Annotated in this window: 11 protein-coding genes; 6 read left to right on the top strand and 5 right to left on the bottom strand. The window is 35.8% G+C overall.

Features of this window, described 5'->3' with window-relative positions; genetic code table 11:
* Positions 1-150 precede the first annotated feature (150 nt).
* From C406_RS0108685 to C406_RS19870, 5 genes are all read left to right on the top strand, one after another.
* Positions 151-1,518, top strand: coding sequence for a cell wall-binding repeat-containing protein (locus C406_RS0108685; RefSeq protein ID WP_017380219.1), 1,368 nt, complete (start codon positions 151-153; stop codon positions 1,516-1,518).
* A 194-nt stretch (positions 1,519-1,712) separates the two neighbouring features.
* The gene (locus tag C406_RS0108680) at positions 1,713-4,112 is read left to right on the top strand and encodes a SpoIID/LytB domain-containing protein (RefSeq protein WP_017380218.1); all 2,400 of its coding nucleotides are present in this window, start codon (positions 1,713-1,715) and stop codon (positions 4,110-4,112) included.
* A 146-nt stretch (positions 4,113-4,258) separates the two neighbouring features.
* On the top strand, positions 4,259-6,496 hold the full coding sequence (locus C406_RS0108675) for a cell wall-binding repeat-containing protein (protein WP_017380217.1): 2,238 nt from the start codon (positions 4,259-4,261) through the stop codon (positions 6,494-6,496).
* Positions 6,497-6,517: 21 nt separating this feature from the next.
* Entirely contained in the window at positions 6,518-7,333 is an 816-nt protein-coding gene (locus C406_RS0108670) for a hypothetical protein (RefSeq protein WP_017380216.1), read from the top strand.
* Between the two features lie 833 nt (positions 7,334-8,166).
* Positions 8,167-10,626, top strand: a complete 2,460-nt coding sequence (locus tag C406_RS19870; protein WP_017380215.1) for a cell wall-binding repeat-containing protein — start codon at positions 8,167-8,169, stop codon at positions 10,624-10,626.
* 160 nt (positions 10,627-10,786) lie between these two features.
* Here C406_RS19870 and C406_RS0108660 read toward each other — a convergent pair whose 3' ends face one another.
* From C406_RS0108660 to murJ, 4 genes are read right to left on the bottom strand one after another with little or no spacing between them, the layout of a single operon-like run.
* On the bottom strand, positions 10,787-11,692 hold the full coding sequence (locus C406_RS0108660; RefSeq protein WP_017380214.1) for a GNAT family N-acetyltransferase: 906 nt from the start codon (positions 11,690-11,692) through the stop codon (positions 10,787-10,789).
* Positions 11,693-11,696: 4 nt separating this feature from the next.
* Positions 11,697-13,163, bottom strand: a complete 1,467-nt coding sequence (locus tag C406_RS0108655; RefSeq protein WP_017380213.1) for an O-antigen ligase family protein — start codon at positions 13,161-13,163, stop codon at positions 11,697-11,699.
* A 13-nt stretch (positions 13,164-13,176) separates the two neighbouring features.
* Complete coding sequence (locus C406_RS0108650; protein ID WP_017380212.1) at positions 13,177-14,058, bottom strand: PIG-L deacetylase family protein; 882 nt, start codon at positions 14,056-14,058, stop codon at positions 13,177-13,179.
* A gap of 5 nt (positions 14,059-14,063) precedes the next feature.
* Positions 14,064-15,587, bottom strand: a complete 1,524-nt coding sequence (gene murJ, locus C406_RS0108645; RefSeq protein ID WP_443146801.1) for a murein biosynthesis integral membrane protein MurJ — start codon at positions 15,585-15,587, stop codon at positions 14,064-14,066.
* A 245-nt stretch (positions 15,588-15,832) separates the two neighbouring features.
* Here murJ and C406_RS21245 point away from each other — a divergent pair, with 245 nt between their 5' ends.
* A complete protein-coding gene (locus C406_RS21245) occupies positions 15,833-20,482 on the top strand; it encodes a cell wall-binding repeat-containing protein (protein WP_017380210.1) in 4,650 nt (1,549 codons plus the stop codon).
* A gap of 67 nt (positions 20,483-20,549) precedes the next feature.
* On the opposite strand, the gene C406_RS19405 is transcribed toward C406_RS21245, so the two are convergent.
* A complete protein-coding gene (locus C406_RS19405; protein ID WP_017380209.1) occupies positions 20,550-21,623 on the bottom strand; it encodes an LCP family protein in 1,074 nt (357 codons plus the stop codon).
* Positions 21,624-21,661 lie beyond the last annotated feature (38 nt).

The raw sequence follows: 21,661 nt of genomic DNA, 5'->3' as shown, positions 1-21,661 counted from the left end.
GTTGAAAAAAGGCGAAGTGCATATGCACTTCGCCTTTTTTGATACATGTTTGTTACAATATGTCATGAAACTGTAATGTTTAGACAACATATTGAATGATAGAATCAAATTAGTTAAATATTAGAATATTAAAGGGGTTTATAGATACATATGAAAATTCGTAAAATATTAGGATCAATAGTATTAGCAGCTACCTTTACTTTTGTCGCTGCAGATAGTGAAGTTCAAGCCAATGGAGAAACAATTAGAGATTTCACACGTATTTCGGGTGAAAGTAGATATCATACAGCTATTGAAGTTTCTAAAAAAGGTTGGGCAAATGGCAGTTCACAAACCGTCATAATTGCTTCAGGCGAAAACTTCCCAGATGCATTAGCGGGTGCACCACTTGCTAAAAAATTAAATGCACCAATTCTTTTAGTGAAAAAGTCATCGATCGCTGCAGATGTGATTACTGAAATGAAACGATTAGGCGTGACAAAAGCTATCATTCTTGGTGGAACAGGTACAATTTCAACTGCAGTAGAATCTAAATTAAATTCAGTTACAACTACTGTTGATCGTATTGCAGGTCAAAATCGTTTTGAAACAGCTGAAAAAATTGCGAAACAAGTTGGCGGCTCAACAGCAGTTGTTGTAAATGGATCATCTTTTCCAGATAGTTTAGCGATTGCAGCTTACGCAGCTCAAAAAGGAATGCCAATATTATTAACAACTGCATCAGACATTCGTTTTGAACAAAAATATTCTAATTATATTGTAGTTGGTGGATCACTTGCGATAAACAACACGGTATTTAATAAATTAGATCAAACTAGTGCAATTCGTGTTGCAGGAAAAAATCGTTATGAGACAGTTAAAGCCGTTGTAGATAAATTTTACCCGGCCACAGACTCTACACCATTAGTTGCATCAGGAGTTAATTATGCAGATGCATTAACTGGATCAGTGTACGCAGCAAAACAAGGAGTACCAGTTCTTTTAGTAGGGAAAGACATATTACCTGTAGCAACAGAAAAAGTTATTGAAGAGAAAAAAATGAAATCACTTAAAGTTGTTGGTGGAAAAGAAGCTGTATCTACTTACGCATTAGGTGCAACGAAGCCAGTCATAGCTCCAGTTTCAAATCCAACACCTGCACCAGCGCCAACTCAAAGCAGTGGCGAAAAACTAGTTGAAACAGCCAAACAATATTTAGGCACAAGATATGTATTCGGTGGTACAACGCCATCTGGCTTTGATTGTTCGGGATATATCTATTATGTACACAATGCAGCGGGTATTAAATTGGCTCGGACTAATACATCAGGATACTACAGCATGACAAATAGAATATCATCTCCACAACCAGGTGATTTAGTATTCTTCTCAAATACGTATAAAGCAGGCATCTCACATATGGGCATATACATTGGAAATGGATCATTTATTCATGCTGGTGGAGATAGAGTTCAAATTAACAAAGTGACCGATTATTACTGGAAAGATAAATTCACAAGCTATAACCGTTTTAAATAATATTTAGATAAAAAGCCTACTAAATGAAAATTTAGTAGGCTTTTTTTGTTATATACGCAGGACTTTGTGCATGTATTATTTAATTATTATTGAAATTTTCTAGTTGCTAAGGTAGATAGATTCATTTATAGAAAATTGATAGAAAAATAACTTTTTCTCTTATATAATAAAATAAAAACAAAGGATGTAGAATAATGTCTAATTTACTACTAAAATGGATTTTATCCATAACGTTCATATTTACAATCTTACTAACATTCAATTTTCCTACCCCTGTCTATGCAGCCACGGATACAGAAAACTTCATTGTTAAAGTGAAACTAACAAATAATCTAGGACCTTCAAAAACGTATCAATTTATACCAAAAGGAGACACGGTCTTAAAAGAAGACACCAACATTGTACTTAAAAAAGACATGACATATAAACTAGCAATACAAAATTCGAAAATCGCACTTTACGAAGGATCCAAATTACTAAAAGACAATCTCACAATTATCACACTTGAACCAAAAGTATATGCGAATGAAAACTTTGTGTTACTTGAGAATATGAAATCAACTATTAAAAGACCTCATATAGGAACCATTATATTTGGACTCACTACTATTTCTAATACTCAATACTTACAGCCAATAAATCATCTTGGTTTTGAAGATTATTTAAAGGGTGTTTTACCTGGCGAAATGCCTGCAAGTTGGGGAACAACTGGAGGTCAACAAGCACTCCGTGTCCAAGCTGTAGCAGCACGTTCATACATATTTGCAAAAATGAATGGCAATAGTCAACTTGAAATTGATGATACAATAAATTTCCAAGTGTACCAAGGATTTGTATGGGATGCAGCACACTCACCAAACTATGTAACTGCTAATCAATACACAACATCAGCAGTAGATTCTACAAAAGGTATGATTATGACGTATCAAAAAGCAAGTGGTTCCAAAGGGTTTGTTACAGCATTCTTCTCTGCTTCAAATGGGGGACAAACGGAATTGCCACAACAATATTGGTCAAGCGGCCTACCATACATAAATAAATCACAAACAGATACATATGATCAATACAAATGGACTGCACCGTTACAGTTTAAAAAACAGCAATTAACAATCACAGATGACATAGACTTTACAAATCCCGCGAGTTGGTGGAATACAACATCTGAAAATAACTATCTCCTTAAAGATGCACCAAAGAGTGTTACAGCTTTTTCAAAATTAAAATTGAAAGCGTTAAAGGAATTAAAAGTAATTGATCCAACGATAGAATCTATCAAAATCGATTCCGTCAATAGTATTAACACTACCGAATATACAAATACAGGAAAAGTACAAGATATTACCTTTAATTTATCTTACTTTGCACGTAAAACGAACCCAGATAACAGCTTATATTATTCGATGGAGCTTGGTGCCCAATCGGAAACGCTTGCTGGTGTTTCACGTTATGAGACAGCAATTGAAATTGCGAAAAGAGGATGGACCGGTAAACGCGATCATGCGGTATTAGGACGAGGGGACTTACCAGTAGATGCACTTGCTGGATCGGTATTAGCTTACAAACTAGATACACCGGTCTTATTAACACGGACAAGTTCTTTGCCAGCTTCTGTAAAAGACTACTTGAAAGAATCTTTAAACCCGGGAGCAACAGTGTATATACTCGGCGGAACAGTAGCCATTTCACCTGCTGTGGAAACTGAAATTAAGCAAATGGGTTATGAAATTAAGCGAGTTGCAGGAAAGTCACGCACAGATACATCACTTGAAATCGCGAAAATTGTCGGCGGAACTTCAAAATCTGTATTCTTTGCAACCGGCAACGAAAAATCGTCAGATGCTTTATCGATCAGTCCTTATGCTGCACGTAACCAAATGCCAATCATCATTCAACAAGGCACTAAGGTATCTCAATCTACTGTAGATTACTTAAAATCGAGTGGAACAACGACAGCAAACTTAATTGGGGGGTCAGATGTAGTTTCATCAGACGTTGAAACTACGTTGAAAAAAGCAGGATATGCTACAGACCGCACATTCGGAACAAGCCGAGTGGATACTAGTATTGCCATTAACAAAAAATTCGTGATGCCAGGTGACTCACTTGTCATCGGTAATGCATATTCTTTCGTTGATGCACTAGCAGGTTCTGTTCTTTCTGCAAAAAATAATTCACCTATTTTATTGCTACACCCGGATCCAAATAAACTACCGGTTGATTATCTTGATACCGTCAAACAACCGAATACGCTATTTTACTTAGGCGGCGAATCGGTTGTGTCAAAAGACATGAAATACAGCTTATCAAAATATATCGGCGGAACACTTAAGAAGTTCACAACTGAATTCAAACTTACTGGTCCACAACTACGTTACTTATTAGGCGGTACTGTTTTGATGAGCACAGACTTTAAAGTGAAAAACGACACAGTTAACAAAGAGTTTTCTTTAAACGGTACAGGCTATGGCCACGGCATCGGTATGAGTCAATACGGAGCTTATGGACGTAGTAAAGCTGGAAAAACAGCGGAAGAAATTCTTGGGTTCTACTATCAAGGAATAAGTATTGAACAAGCAAAAGATTATATTAAGTAAGATAAGCATAAAGCTCCTTCTAGCTCGACACAGTGGTACTTTAATGAAAGAAACTACCTATAAAATTTTATACATTAATAACACTTGAAAATGGAGGGGGCAACCCTTCCTAATTTTTTTGGAAATAGAAAGCGGGGAACGAAACATTGTTTAAAGCACTCATAAAAATTATTTGTATCGCATTAATTGTCCTTAGTATTCCGGTATCAACTCAAGCAGCAGAAGTCATGAAACCATTAATCGTTATCGACCCAGGTCACGGCGGGAAGTATGGCGGAACTACTGGCTATTCAGGCTCTAAAACAGGCTATTATGAAAAACAAGCAAACTTAGAAGTATCTTTACGCTTACGAGACGTTTTACAAGCTCGTGGTTATGAAGTTAAAATGACACGAACGACGGATAAACATTTTTCTAATACATCTTCAGCAGAAGACCTTAAAGCCCGAACGAGTTTATCAAATAGTATGGTAGCAGGTCGTAACGACAACTCTATATTTGTTTCAGTTCACCATAACGCATCGTCATCGCCAACATATTCAGGCTATGAAACGTATTACTATAACAAGGATTTTCAAGATTCTGACTATCCAGCAGATCCGCTGCAATTAAAATATTCAATCGAAAGCGGACGTTTAGCACATACTACACAGACAAGCGTCATTAATTCGGGTGCGAATACTGAAGGACGAGGAATTGTTCACCGAAGTCTTTTTGTTACACGAAATGCTCAAGTTCCAGCTATTCTTTCTGAAGTAGAATACATGTCCAACCCGATTGCAGAAAGTAAAGTGAAAACGGCAAAATTCCAACAAGGAATTGCCGTTGCACTTGCTGATGGAGTGGACAAGTTCTTCAAGATTTTCGAAGTGAAGAATAGTAAAAACGTCGTCATTAAACAATTCACTACAAAAGACCAAGCCATAACATATGCCAAAACACAAACAAATGTGACCGTATTTGATAAAAGAGCAGGAACGACAATTTTCGATAACACGACGACCGATTATCGCGTGTATCATCCAACTGTTGAATTGACACAAACTAAGTTTTCAACTGAAAAAGAAGCGATTACTTTCGCGAGCAAATATAGAAATACACGTGTCGTTCATCACCCTACAGCTGAAGTTCGATGGTCCAATTACATTGCTAAAAAATTCGACATATTAGATGCAAATAAAGTAGTCATTGACCAACACTACCAACGAGTCGTAGCAGAAACATCAGCCGAATCTTTAGCAAAAGCAACACTTCAAAATTCAGAAACGAATTCTACTTTATGGTCATCCATAGTGCCACAAGCATTTGAAGTGCGTCATAAAGACAATGGAACGCTCAAAGCATTCTACGATAAAACATTAGCGCAAAACTATGCCGCTTTATGGCCAGGAACTACTGTCTACGACACGTCGAAAAAAGTGGTCGTTTACACGAATCCAACGCTAATTACACCAAAAGCTGTAAGCAAAACAATCTCTGCAGAATCTCGTTACTTAACTGCAATTGAAGTTTCGAAAACATTGTATCCAAACGCTTTCAATTCAACAAAACCACAAAAAACCGTCGTCTTAGCAACTGCTTTTGAATATGCAGATGCACTATCAGCTGGACCTCTTGCGATGTATTATGACAATGCACCTATTTTATTAAATCCTGCTAGTAATTTAAACGCAGACGTATTAGCTGAAATTAAACGATTGGGGGCAAATCATATCGTTTTAGTCGGGGGAGAAGTTGCTTTATCAGCTAAAGTTGCTAGTCAACTACAAACAGCGCTTCCGCAAGCAAAAGTTGAACGCTTAGCTGGGAAATCACGCTATGAAACAAATTCAGTTATTAACAATAAATTACCAAATGCTAATGGGATATTTATTGCTTCAGGGAGCAACTTCCCAGATGCATTAGCTGCAACAAGTATTGCGGTTACGCAAGGTTGGCATATTGTATTAAGTAATGGAACAACCTATTCAGACGCAATAAACGATCAAGTTTACAGCAAACCGACAGTAATCGTCGGTGGAACTTTAGCCATTTCTAAGATTCTCGAGGAAAAAATTAAAGTGCGTGCAGGTTCCGATTATGTTACACGACTATCTGGAAAAGACAGATATGGAACAAATGCAGCACTTATTGAGCATTTCAGTCCAACATTTAAATCACCTACATTTATCGTATCAACGGGTACAAACTATCCGGATGCTTTAGTCTCATCTTCATTATCAGGCAAGTATCAAGCACCACTGTTCTTAGTGGGCAATTCAATTTCTGAAACGTTACGACCAACTTTAACGTCTTATTTAGCACAACGCGTCACGAAGACATCACTTTACACAGGTGGCATTGTCCCTACTGCAGTTAAAACTGAAATTGATCAACTTAAATAACAAAGCGAAAAGAGGGGTCCGATGAAGAAATGGTTGGCCATCGTGCCATTAGTCATTATACTAGCAGCATGTTCGGATGATAACTCATTTAAATTTAACGATATAAAAAAAGAATCTAATGAAACAAAAGAAAAAACTGAAAAAGAAAAGGAACAACCCGTAACTACGCAACCTGAAGAAAATGCAGCTTCAGAAGAGGTTGTTGCAGAAGAAATCACTGAGGTTGATGATACAGAAGTTGTTGAAGAACAACCAAAAGAGTCTGCAGATGAAGCGGAGGAAGACAGCGTAAGTGACGACACGACTAATGAAAATAAGGTTGTGGCAAACAAAGGTCTTGTGGAATATATGCCAAAACGCGCAATCAAAAAAATATTCTTACTTGAGGAGTTTGAAATCGTCCGTGAAGTGAAGGCAGTTAAAGGCAATCGCATGCTAGAGTTCATTACATTTGGAGACGTAGTTACGAAACAAATATCCGAATGGACACCGACGAAATTAACTATGCTCTTTAATAATGCTGAAGGTGTTAAAGATGTGACTATTGATAATTTTGAATCAACATCAGCCCCTGAAGTATATATCGACTTATTAAACGAACAAACCGGTCCTCAAGCATGGAAAGTCGTAGAAGATGATTTAACCTTGAAGATACCTGCCGGAACTTATAAGGACGTCATGGTCATTGAGCAAACAATAGTATCTGATGTATCCAAACAACAAACGATTACTCGTTTTTACTTTGGTAAAGGTTTAGGTGTTATTAAAGAAGAAACTATTACGACAAATGGAAATAATAAGACGTCATACGTAATGGAAATGAATCGAATAGAGTAAAATGATTAGTTGCAGTCTTCTTTTAAAAGGACTGCAACTTTTTGTTTGCACTATAGTGAAATGGGTTATAGGCTAGATAGACTAGGAAATATATATAAAGTAGGATGATCATGAATGAAAGAGCCTAAACGGTACAAAAAACCCTCTCAATAAAAACAAAATCTATTACAGTATCAATTTTAATACTTGCTTTCGTTCTTGTAATGGGGTGGCCACAATTTGTACCGAAATCAGAAGAACAAGTGAATGAAAAAAACATGAAGTAGAAGAACTAAATACTTTAGCATACTTCGTAGTTGAAGGAACATTAAATGAAATTGCCACCCAAACCACAATGATTTATTATATTAAGGATGTTATTAAAACGCTTAGTATAACAAATATCAAATAAAATTATTGGGGAAGTGTCAGTCACTGAAAGACATTTTCCTAATGGAGATTCGTTAATATTTGTTGACTTCCAATCACCAAAAATGACAATGTTTTTATTGTAAATATCTAATAGAATAAGTTTACGAACAATAATTAAAAAATACCCATTTTGCTAGACGAAATGGGTATTTTTTAACGAGAAATTTAATAAAAACGGATAAGAATTGAATGTTCCATTATTTATTCAAGCTAGAAAACTGCGGTTAACTCATTATTACTAGAAAAATATAATTTAATAACGCTTGAAATTCTCGCAATAAATTGTTAAAATATACCTGAATGAGAGCGCTTTCAAATCTAGATTTTACATAGTAATTACATAGTTTTTACAATTAAACTAGTAATATTTGCTATAATAAATTTAGGTCTGAAAACCAAAAAAAAACATAGGATGGTGGAAAATGAATAAAAAGTTCATATCGATTTTATCTTCAACTATTTTAACAGCAAGCTTATTTAGTTTTAGTAATCCTGTAATAGTTAAAGCAGGAGATGATTTTTCATTAACCGTTATACATTCAAATGATACACATGCTAATTTAGACAATGTCGCCAAGACAGTGACATTGGTCAAGGAATTACGTGCATTAAACCCCAATAATTTATTATTAAATGCTGGGGATGTATTCTCAGGAACTTTATACTTTAATAGTTTCAAAGGTCAAGCAGATTTAGAATTTATGAATATGATGCAATACGATGCAATGACATTTGGAAATCATGAATTTGATTTAGGGGATTCCTCAGATGGACATAAAGCACTAGCAGATTTTGTTGAAAATGCAGATTTTCCTTTAATTAGTGCAAATACTTCATTTACAGCTGATCCATTATTTGCAGGTTTACAAACTAATGGATTTGGTGGAAATGATGAATCAGGTCAGGTTTTTGATGGGATTATTAAAGAAGTTGACGGAGAAAAAATTGGAATATTCGGTTTAACAACAGCAGAAACAGAGTTTATTTCAAGTCCTAAATCTGTGGAATTTACTGAGTATATTGCAGAAGCTAAAGCAGCAGTTGCTTATTTACAAGCAAATGACGTTGATAAAATCATTGCATTAACTCATTTAGGTTTTGATGATGCCTATGATAACGATTTAACATTAGCAAATGAAGTACCTGATATTGATATTATCGTAGGAGGTCACACCCACACTAAACTTGATGGGGGTCGCTTAATTGATCGTGCTAACGCTGCGAACACAATTATCGTTCAAGCAAATGAATACAATAAATTCTTAGGTGAATTAAATGTAACATTTAATGATACTGGCGAACTTACTAGCCACACATCTAAACTACACACGGTATCAGATGCTACTGAGGATGCGGATGCTGCTGCTAAATTAAAGCCTTATTCAGATGATATAGAAAAAGTGAAAAATGAATCAACAGGTGTTTCCACAACTTCTGTCTTAGATGGTGAACGTGGAAATGTTCGTACTGGTGAAACAAATCTTGGAAACTTAATGACAGATGGAATGTTAGATGCTGCAAAAAAGATTGATAAAGATACAGTTATCGCTGTTCAAAACGGTGGGGGAATTCGCGCTTCAATTAACAAAGGAGATATAACTGTAGGTGAAGTTCTAACAGTAATGCCATTTGGGAATTCATTGGCAATTATGGAGTTATCAGGTGATGCTATTTATTCAGCACTTGAGCATAGTGTTAGTCAATCACCTAAAGAATCAGGTGCATTTTTACATGTTGCAGGTTTAGTTGTTAATTATGACAACACTCAAGAAGCAGGTAGTCGTGTCATTTCTGCTTTTGTTCAAGATGAAGTAGGCGACTTAACATTTTTAGATTCAGAAGAAACATATAAAGTGGCTACAAACTCGTTCACTGCTAAAGGTGGAGATGGCTACTCAATGTTTAAAGCTGCCTATGACACTGGAAAAGTAAGTGAGCCAGGGAATGCTGACTGGGAGACATTCATTAACTACATTCAAGGTCTTGATACAATTAATGGTGATCGTGAAGGGCGTATTAATCAAGTACGTTTAGCTGGTAAGAGTCGTTATGAGACAGCTGTAGAAATTTCAAAAGCTGGATTTAGTTCGGCTGAAACAGTCGTAATTGCTCGTGGTGATGAGTTTGCTGATTCGATGACTGCTGGTCCATTAGCATACCAATTAAATTCACCAATTTTATTAACACGTACAAATTCACTTCCAGCGAGCGTTGTAGAGGAATTAAAACGTCTAGGAACGAAGAAAGTCGTTATAATGGGCGGATCTAAAGCAATTTCTAAAGAAGTAGTAAATAGTTTATATGATATAGGAATTTCTGTTCGCCGGATTGCAGGCGGAGACCGATACGAAACAGCTGCAAAAGTCGCTCGTGAACTTGGTACACCTGAAGAAGCAATTGTAGTATCTGGTTTAAATTACCCAGATGCATTATCTATTGGATCTTACGCAGCACAATCATCTACACCAATTCTTTTAACACGAACTGATAGTATCCCAGCTGCTACAAAAGCTGCATTAACAAATGTTAAAAAATCATATGTTATTGGTGGTAAATTAGCAGTTAGCGAAGCAGTTGCAAACGCTCTACCAGCGGCAACTCGTGTTTCAGGTAAAACACGATATGCAACATCGGTTGCTGTAGCTGAAACGTTTCACGGTGATGCTTGGGCTTCATTCGTAGCCAGCGGTAGTGGCTTTGCTGATGCTTTAACAGGTAGTGTTTTAGCGGCGAAATACGATGCACCGGTATTGTTAGTTGGTCTTGCAGAACTTCCTACTGAAGTAAAAGAATATATAGACGGAAATCCGTCAGCAACATATATCGTTACTGGTGGTAAACTTGCAGTTTCTGACGACACATACTACGCAATTTATGAATAATAAAAGTACCAAAAAACCCCAATGACAGGAAATTGTCATCGGGGTTTTTTTTCTATTTATGCAAGAATTAAAATATGTTATGTATAATATGAGCTGAATAAACCTTGTTCATCCTACAATTAAACCTCTAATTATTAATCAACTTCGCATAAGTAGATATTTAAAAAGAATCTACATCACCTTGTAATATACGCCAGTTGTTAAAAGTTTGACCGTAATCATGATTTTTTAACGTTTTCACGACAAATGGCATTGGACTCGATTGAACGCTAAATCCGGTTTTCTTAAGTGCTTTCTCTAATGGGCTGTTTGGAATTCCCCAAGTTGAGACAACACCAAAACCTATAGCTTTTTTAAAATTTGCTAATACAGCAACCTCATCTACAGCTAAAATATCTACTATTGAATAGATCGGAATGATTGATTTTAATCGATCAATTCTGTAAATTACATAGGATAAATCTGATTGATATACATAATAGTCAATTGAAGGATGCTTTATAAAGCGATTTTTTAGAAATGCTTTTGAACGTTTTACATAAATTGTAGAGTCAAAATCAATATTGGACATATTCACCAAATCAAATTCGGGTAACGTCTTCATCAATTGATGTTGCTTATTTTTACGTAAAGAAGGGAGATTCAAGGAAACGTATCGGTTGATGTTTCCTAAATCTGTAGCTTGACCAATCGTGATGAAGATATTCTTAGCTTTTTCAGCTGGGAACCCGTATAAATATGCTGCATTTTGTTTCTCACTTTCTTTTATTAGCTCCTTCACAATTTTAGAATAGATTCCAAGTCCTTGGTAATTAGGATGTACCATAATATCAACTCGTTCTCCGATTAGGATTGGCATCCCATCGACATTAACAGCGTCAAACAATAGGCATGCTGCATGTCCAACTATCTGATTGTCTTCTACAGCGACAATGATGATTGGAAAATTGGAACTAAGTGTTTCGAATTTCCATTGCCATTCGGTCAAGGAACGCTTTTTTTGAAAAACGGATTCAAACAAAGTATTAATGCCTGATTCATCACCCGTCATATATGAACGAATCATCTATTCAACCCCTTGTAAGATCTTCATGAATTGATTGGAATCGAGACTGGCTATTTAAAGAGACGGCTAGTAAAGTAAAGAATACCAACGTAAACACGTCTGCTTCCCATAAGTTATAAACAAGTCCCATAAAGAAAGCGCCGAATACAACACCAATCATTAATTTTGCTAATTTTGAGCGTTTCGTCTTAAATAGCGCGTATAACATGCCCAGCAAGAATACTGTAAAACTTATCACACCAAGGACACCAGTTTGAACAATAATTTGAATGTACTGATTGTCTGAATAGAACTTTCTATCAATTTCGTATTTAACTAAAATAGGGGAAATTCGGGACAATGACGAAGAATCTCCGAAAGTTGAGAATCCTGTACCGATAATTGGATAATCTTTAAAAATTTCAAAACCTTTTTTTACAATAAATAGACGTCCCGAACTTTGACTGCCTGTAATTGTATCATCATTAAATGTACTTCCCAAACGATCAACGAAGCCTGAGCTACCACCGACATCAAATTGTTGTATGTTTTGTACTTTTTCTTGACCTATGGAAGTATTCTCTATCAAGCCAGTAATTAAGTTAATTGGCAAGACAATAACAACGAGAGAAATAGCCACTTGAATGATTATCGTTTTAATTAACGCCAAATTATGTGAGGCAAGAACATACACAACAGCGATGATTAAAAAACCAATCCAAGTTCCTCTAGAATATGTTAAGACAAAAATACCAATGGTGAAGTATTGCAAAATTTGCATCCATATTTTGTTATACTGCAAAATATATTTCTTTGCATAGTAGAATATAAAGTAAGCAAAACCTAGATAGATACCTAATACATTTGGATTGCCGAGCATTCCATAAACTCGAACTCTATTTTTAGAAGATAGAGGAAGTTCTTTCCATGCTTCCGGCATGAATAATCCTCTTATGGATAGTTTTTCTGTCAACGCTTGTACGAGAATCAAAAGAGTTGTCCATATAAAAACATGCAAGACTTGTAAAATATCTTCTTTTCTAATATCAAGTCGTTTTACGATGTAATAAATTAAGTAAAACATGATAAATGCTCGAAGCTGGAGAATTACTGGTATAAATCCAATATTATTTAAAAGTGCTGAAATTGAACCAATTGCTAAGAATGCAAAGTATCCGTATTCAAAGAGCTGAAATGAAAATAGAGAGCGTAAGTTATGGCGAGATTGCCAGACTACATGTAGAAAAGCTCCTACAATCATCAAATCGCCTGCTAAACGGAAGGCTGGATTTAATTCAATAAGAAACGGTCGAAGTGGTACATACAAAAATAGTAGTAATATGGCTTTCTTAGGGCTAGCCAAAGCTACAATAAAAAGTACTATAGAAACAAAATAACCAAGTACGGAGTTCATACTATAAGCGGTTAATATTAAAATGACCATAATAATTGGCCATGTATAAGGTAAATATTTGGTGTAGTTCTGTCGCATGGTGACCTCCATTTTAGGAAAGATTCTGAAGTTTTCGATAAATCTTTCGTTTTCTTTCTAAATTTTTAAATACTGCAAGTAATAATGTTGAACTGCGATTCGCTTGTTTAAAATCATGTGAAAAATCTAATGAATTATTCGATTTTAGTAAGTCTGATTGATTAATGAAATTGGCAACAGAAGATTCAATAAATGTTTCAACGATTGATGGTCCTTGTGAAATAATGGATGATTTGAGTTTTGATAATAATATAAATCCATCAAATGCAATTACTTGAGATTTGAAATATGTTATCGCTTGCTGCTTCGCTTTATTTTCATTTGTAATATCAATCACGCAGTTAATAAATTCGGGAGGGACTGGACAATTAATTTCATATTGACGAACCATCCTCGGTTGATGGTTAGCTGTCTTTAATGCGTCCGCAAGTATATGAGCTGTTGCAGTATGATCCGTATGTGCATCAACAAAACTAGTTGTATAAATGATTTCAGGTTTGAACTCTTCTATTACTTTTATGAAGTCTTCGGATGACTGGACTTGATTCACATGACCATCTGGATACTCTAGAAAGGTAAGTGATGAAATACCAAGTATAGGTTGGATTACTTTTAATTCTTGTTTACGCATGGCCGATAAGTTATTGACGTGTCGATTACTTTTCCCACCGTCTGTCACAGTAATAACATGAACCTTTGTTTGTTGATCCGCGTACTTTTTAATAGTGCCTCCGAGCCCAATTGTTTCATCATCAACATGTGGTGAGAAAACGACAACATTTTTTAATTGTTCTAGATTAGTAACCGGAAGATTGCCTTTGTAAAAGCCCTTTAAAATAATTTTTGTTAAAGGAATTGCTAGAGGATTCAATGCTTTAATGAGTAGTTTCTTCAATTCCCTTACACGCTCCTTTTCATAAATCGTTTAACTACATCAGAAAACACGTCAATTTTAAGAATGTAGCTGGAACTCAGGTAAACGATTGCTCCAATAATGCTCGTGCTTAAGATATTTACTATAGGATGCATGTCTTTTAACAAAGTACTCAACAACATTAAAATAGCAATCATTATTCCTAAAGAGAGTAATACTTTTGCTGTACTTTTCGTTAAATACGTCCAGTTCAAGCGATCTTCTGTTTTCTGATAGACAATAATATTTAAACCGAAATAAACTGCGGCCATGACTGAAGAAGCTAGTGGTATCCCAATATACGATTTTAACCAGTATATAAATAGGAAGTTAAGTGCAATATTTAGGAAAACGGAAAAGATACTAATTCGCAAAATAATATGTCCATTTTGCTTTGCATAAAAAGCTTTATTAATTGTGTTTTGTAAACTAAAAAATAATACAGAACCAACATAAAAATAAGCGACGGTAGCGGTTGCCGACGCTGCTTGAGCTGTGAAGGCCCCTCGTTGATATATAATCTCAATTAATTCTTCCATTAATAACATCATTCCTGCAATTGCAGGAAGTATTAAGAAGAGTGTAAGCATTAATCCTTTTTCTACACTGCTGTTAAACTGTTGCTTATCTTTATTCGCTACTGCCTTCGAAAGGACTGGGAAAATAATGGTTCCTATCGTAACACCAATTATAGCTTGTGGAAAATGTACAATATTTTTAGCGTAATTTAAATAAGAGACAGCTTGTTCTGCAAATTGTCCAGCAAAAATGGTATCAATAATGAGATTTACTTGACCAACCATCACTGTAATACCTACTGGAATAAAAATCATAACAAATGGTTTGATTTCGTTTTTATCGAGCTTGCCACCAATGATATGAGAATTTTTTGGGATAAAGAAAAACCTCTTTATTAAAAATGAGAGAATTGCTCCAACTAAATAACCATATGCAAAAGCATAAATACCTATTTGTTGTGAGAATAATATCGCTGATAATATGGACGATGTGATCACAATGGTTTGTGAGAAAACAGAAATAGAATAGCGACCTTCAGCATCCAAATATGCCTCATACACAGAATTCATTGCGGAGAAGGTTATTGACACAAAAAAGATAGTCGCTACGGTAATTGTTAGCTGTATCGTTTCTGCATTAAAGTCAGGATACATTCTGGGTAAAATAATTGGCGAGAATACAATGCCAATAGCTGTGACACTTAGTCCAAATATGGTAGTAACTCGCATTATTTGTGAAAAGTGATGTTCAGATTTATTATTTATTGTCGCTAAAATGTAACTCGGCACAAAACTATTTTTCATTCCTGTTGCAAAAAATAGAATGAAAATATTTGGCAATATAAATGCTACTAAATACGCACTTGCTTCATTAGAATCTCCAAAATAATAGGCCAAAACCATATCACGTAAAAGACCTGAAAATTTTAATATGAGGGTTGCTAATATGAGCAATAAACCAGATATGGTTAGATTTCTTTTCAATAAGTTCACTCCGAACAAGATACTATATTCCTTCTAGTTACCATTGTTAATTTTAACAGACTCTAAGCTTTAACACTATAAATTTTAGGTTACACGTTGATTACAATGCGGTTTTCAATATATTAAATTATCAAAAAATAGATTGACCATGATAAGGTCCATTTGGTATGATTTGTAATGCGAGGAATATAAAACTGAATAAAAAGTCTTTATTTTCTCTGCTGTAAATAGTGAACTCCAGGGAGGAATTTATTTTGGTAAATGGTTCAAAAGTATGGAAAAAGTATCTATCTACATTTTTAGCAACAGGTCTTGTACTTAGCAACGCTTCTTTTATCTCGGCACAAACTACCACAAAAGCTCCAAGTACGAATCTTGAAAAAGATTCAAAAGTACTAAATGTGTTATCGAATGAAAAAGCAAAGCTTGTGAAACAACTTTCGGAGAAAAAGTTCGAAAACAAAAAAGATTTAAAAGCTAATTTGAAAGAAAACGATCAAGTTCGCGTTATTGTCGAAGTAGAGGGATCTTCTGCTGTTGAAGTTGCAACTGGAAAAGGTTTACTTTACAAAGAATTATCTTCAACTGAAAAAGCAAACATTGATTCAAGCCTTAAAAAGACTCATAAGTCATTGAAAGACACAATTTCTTCTCGAGGTATCGATTTCGATGCACAATTTGACTATACAACTACTTTCAACGGATTCAGTGGACAAGTTCGCTTTGCTGATGTTAAGAAAATTGAAAGTTTACCAAATGTAAAAAAAGTTTATTTAGCGAATGAATACGAAAAACCACAAGTTACGCCAGATATGACGAAAAGTCATGATTTTATTCAGTCTTATCAAACTTGGGCTGACGCTAAGTATAAAGGTGAAGGAATGATTGTAGCCGTTATAGACTCTGGTATCGACCCAGATCATAAGGATTTTGTGTTAACTAATACAACATCAGGTGAACTTACTTCTGCTGAAGTTACGGCTTCAGGTTTGACTGGTAAATTCTATACGCCAAAAGTTCCTTTTGCATATAACTACTATGACCAAAACGATACGATTAAGGATCTTGGTCCTGATGCATCAATGCATGGTATGCATGTTGCTGGTACTGTTGGAGCAAACGGAGATACGACTAACGGTGGTATCAAAGGGGTTGCACCAGAATCTCAACTACTTGGGATGAAAGTTTTCAGTAATGACCCGAACTTCCCATCAACATTCTCTGATATTTATTTAGCGGCTATTGATGATGCAGTTAAATTGGGTGCAGATGTATTGAACATGAGTTTAGGTTCAACTTCTTCTTTCTATGAAGAAAACAGTGCAGAAGATTTAGCGATTTCTAAAGCGGTTGCAAATGGAATTGTGGCATCTGTTTCAGCGGGTAACTCAGGGACAATCGGCTACGGATATGATAATCCATATTATCAAAATCCGGATTATGGTTTAGTTGGTTCACCTGGATTAAACAAAGACACAGTGCAAGTTGCAGCAACAGGAAACTTAGTTTATGAGTTTACTCATACATTATCAGGTGATGGCCAATCAATCACTGGTTACGGTGTAGATGATTGGACAACACTTGGAGAAGTAGAAGTAGTAAGTTTGAAAGCGTTATCAGGAAATCAATCTGCATTAGGAGCTAGATCAGACTACGATGGAATCGATGTTAAAGGCAAAGTCGTACTTGTTGAGCGTGGAGCATTCACATTTGTCGATAAAACGATTAATGCAGCAGCAGCTGGTGCGGCAGGAATTGTCGTATATAACTCAACATCTACAGTATTCTACAAAGACCAAGGTGGCTGGGATATTCCATTTATGAAATCATCACGTGCTGAAGGTTTAGCACTTGAAGAAGTTCTTAAGGATGGTGGTTCTGTTACTTTAGGTGTAAACCAAACTGACAAAAAAGAAAATCCAGAAGTAGGCCGTTCAACTGACTTTACTTCATGGGGAGTAACACCAGACTTAGAGTTCAAACCAGAACTTTCAGCTCCAGGTGGAAATATATATTCAACAGTAAATGACGATAAATATACGGTTATGAGCGGTACGTCAATGGCGGCACCACACGTTGCAGGTGGAGCAGCATTAATTCAACAATACCTTAAAGGTGATGCGCGCTTTGACAGTTACACAGCTGATCAACGTACACGTTTGGCTAAAAAATTACTAATGAACACTGCTGATATTACAACAGGTTTAGACGGCAGTGAAGTTTCTCCTCGTCGTCAAGGTGCAGGTATGATGCAATTGTTTGCTGCTGTTAACACACCAGTTGTCGTAACGGATAAAACTACTGGAGAAGCAAAAGTAAACGTAAAAGATTTCCAAAGCAAAACATTCACAATGACTGTTACAGCTGAAAACTTAACAGATAAAGCTGTTGAGTATGATGTAGACACTTCAGTACTTGCTGATAGATTCGAAGAATATGGCGAAACTGTCTACAACCAATTACAGTCTGGTGACTTAAAAGACGTGAAAGTATCTGCACCAGAAACAGTTACAGTTCCTGCAAATAGTAAAGTGGATGTTACGGTTACAATCGATTTAACTGACGCTAAAGTTCCAGGACTTAATAATGATGGAGAAGACATTTTCAAAGCAATTGAACAAGACGTATTCGTTGAAGGTTTCTTGAAATTCAATAGTAAAGATGTAACAAACCCTGATTTAGTCGTTCCATATATCGGCTTCTATGGTGAGTGGGACCGTCCAGAGATCGTTGACGATTTTGAAGGTGACGATAAGTTCTATCAATACCTATTCGATGTAAATAATTTCTCGAATATGTTAAATGACAAAGGTAACTATTTCCAAGATACGATTGAAGTGGATGGGAAAGAAGTATATGTAATGTCTCCAAATAATGATGGACTAATGGAAGATGTTCTTGCATTGCCATCTTTACTACGTAACGCAAAAGAATTTGAAACAAATGTATTAGATAGCACTGGTGCGAATCAATTACGTTCAGTTAATAAAGAACAAGATGTTCGTAAAAACTACTACAATGGTGGCAATGGTAGCTGGTACTCTTACAATGAATCTCGTATTTGGGATGGTAAAGTTAAAAATGCTAAAGTTGCAGATGGTTTATACCACTACGAGCTTAAAGCTAAAGTGGACTATGAAAATGCTGAATGGCAGTCAACTAAACTACCGGTTTATGTAGATACAGTTGCGCCAACTGCAGAAATCTCATATAACGCTGAAACTAACATAGCTAAATTCAATTTTGCAGATGAAGGTGTTGGTACGGCGTTCTATGCACTTTACATTAATGGTGTAGATGTAACTGGCAAAACTTATCTAGATGTATCTAAAACGGAAGTTAACTTAGGTGATTATGGATATGAAGCAAAAGATGTAAAATCTATTGATGTAGTACCTATCGATCATGCATACAATGTAGGTTATGAAGGTAACGTAATTGGCGATGACAACTTGCCTATTATTTTCTTAGGTGATGCGACACCTTCTGCATTAGGTCTTTACAATACGAAAAATGTATTAGTAAAAGGTACTGTGGAGGATGAAGCTCTTGCAACTCTAACTGTTGAAGGAAAAGATGTTGCGTTTACTTATGACGCAGAGAAAAAAGTTTACAATTTCGAAACAACAGTAGCCTTTACTACTGATGGATACAAAAATATTAAGATCAAAGCAGTAGATGTAAATGGCAACGCGTTTGAAATTGCTCGTCCTATCTATGTTGACACTACAGCACCAACGGTTGGTCATGACGCTCCATCAGTAGTAAATAATGATGTTGCGAAATTAGATTTCAACGTATTTGTTAAAGATAACTTTAACGCTGCTAAAGTAACTGTGGATGGAGATGTTCTCTTTAACCGTGAATTCATTGATGAGACGAAATTCCTTACACCTACGGATGAAAAAGTAGCAGTAACAGTTGATTTAGCTAAAGGTGTAAATACATTCAATGTAGTTGTTGAAGATGCTGCTGGAAATAAAGTGACGAAAGAAGTTAAAGTTGATCGCTCTGCATCAGAATTACGTGCTGAACGTATTTCAGGAACAGATCGTTATGAAACAGCAGTAAAAGTAAGCCAAAAAGGTTGGGAATCAGCAGATACAGTTGTTCTAGCTCGCGGAGATCAATATGCGGATGCATTAGCTGGTGTTCCATTAGCACATATGTATGGTGGTCCATTGTTACTTTCTAAAACAAGTTCATTACCAGCTTCAACTTATGATGAAATTAAACGTTTAGGTGCTTCTAAGGTAGTTGTTCTTGGTGGCGAAACCGCGATTTCGAAAGAAGTTTTAGCGAAATTAACTCAATCAGGAATTATAGTTGAGCGTATTTCAGGTAAAGACCGTTATGAAACAGCTGCTAAAATTGCTAGCAAGTTCGGTAAATACGATACTGCTGTAATTGCGAGTGGCTTAAACTTCCCAGATGCATTGTCGGTTTCCAGCTATGCAGCTGAGCAAGGTATGCCAATCCTATTAACACGTGACAAGTCGTTACCAGCAGTTACAAAAGATGCATTAGTGAAAGCTGGCGTAGAGAAGTCTTACGTTATCGGTGGTAAACTAGCAGTGAATGATAGTGTATTAAATTCTGTACCAAACGGTCACCGTATCTCTGGTTCTACACGTTATGCTACTTCAGTTGCCATCTCAGAATTCTTTGCAGATGAAACTAAGAGAGTATATGTATCAACTGGTGTAAACTTTGCGGATGCTTTAGCTGGTGGTGTATTAGCAGCTAAAGAAGGTTCTGGCGTATATATCGTTGGTAAAAATGTTACTCCAGAACTTGGTGAACATTTACAAAAACTTGGAGTTGAGTACGTAGATGTGTTAGGTGGTAAATTAGCAGTACCTGATAGCGTCTTGGCTGAACTTGATAAATATTTAGGTAACTAATAAATAAATAATGAACCCCACATTCAAGATGAATGTGGGGTTCATTATTTATAAAAAAACCAGCCAATTAAGGCTGGTCAGTACTTTCAGATTGTGTAGAGTGGGTGTGTTCTTCTGTTTCAATTGAATATTCCGAAGTCTCATCTTCAGAAGTTAACTCTGTTGGATTGTACTCGTATTCTAAGTGATTTTGCATGGTTTCTTTAATTTCCGCAAGACTTTCTTCATTTAACTGATAATAATAAATACCAGTGCTCGTATCGTCAGCCCCTAATAAACTTAACTGTTCGATAGAAGGCATACCGTTTTTACCGTATTCAAACATTGATTTCATTTCATTAAAAGTCATGTTTGTTTTCATATTATCACCAACGGCATCAATTAAATCTCCGTACTTTGTAAATGATGAAGCAGAAACTGATTTTTTCATTATTGCTTCCAAAACCATTTGTTGTCGTTTTCCGCGTTCGATATCATTATCTTTTTTTCTAGTACGCACGAGGGCTAAAGCTTCCGCTCCATTTAATTCTTGATAGCCTTTTTCAAGGTTAATTGATATCTTATCTTGAGCATCTTGTTCTACTAATGCATATGGAACATCAGCTTCGATACCTCCAAGAGAATCAACAATATCTATAAAAGCATCGAAGTTCAATCGCACATAATAATCGATAGGAAGATCAAGCATGGTTTCAACTGTTTCTATTGTGGCCTCTGTTTGTCCAAATGCATAGGCGTGTGTAATCTTATCCTTATAGCCGACTTCTGGTATATAAACGTAAGAATCTCTAGGAATACTTAAAAGTTTAATTGATTTACTTTCGTTGTTTAAAGTAGCCACGAGCAACGCATCTGAGCGCGTATTTGATCCTTGGTCACGTGTTGAACTATCATCAACACCAATAAATAAGATAGATATATTATCTTCCAGCGGCTCTACCTTTTCATCTCGCAAACTCGACTTGTCTCGATTTATGCTTTCTAAAGATCTTTCAGCTGCACTTTCCGCTTTTTTAACTAGGAATATGCCGTAAGCCGTAACACAAATAAGTAACGATGCAATGAACAAGAGTGAGATTTTAATGATTAATGATTTATTTAATGAAGATCCTTTAGACGATTTATATTGTTGTCGATTCAAATTAATTCTCCTTTGAGCAGCAAATGATCCTACATGTA

This window comes from Paenisporosarcina sp. TG-14 (assembly GCF_000297555.1).
Classification (GTDB): domain Bacteria; phylum Bacillota; class Bacilli; order Bacillales_A; family Planococcaceae; genus Paenisporosarcina; species Paenisporosarcina antarctica.
Note: the sequence above shows the minus strand (reverse complement) of the source record. Positions and strands in the feature narration are given on the sequence as shown.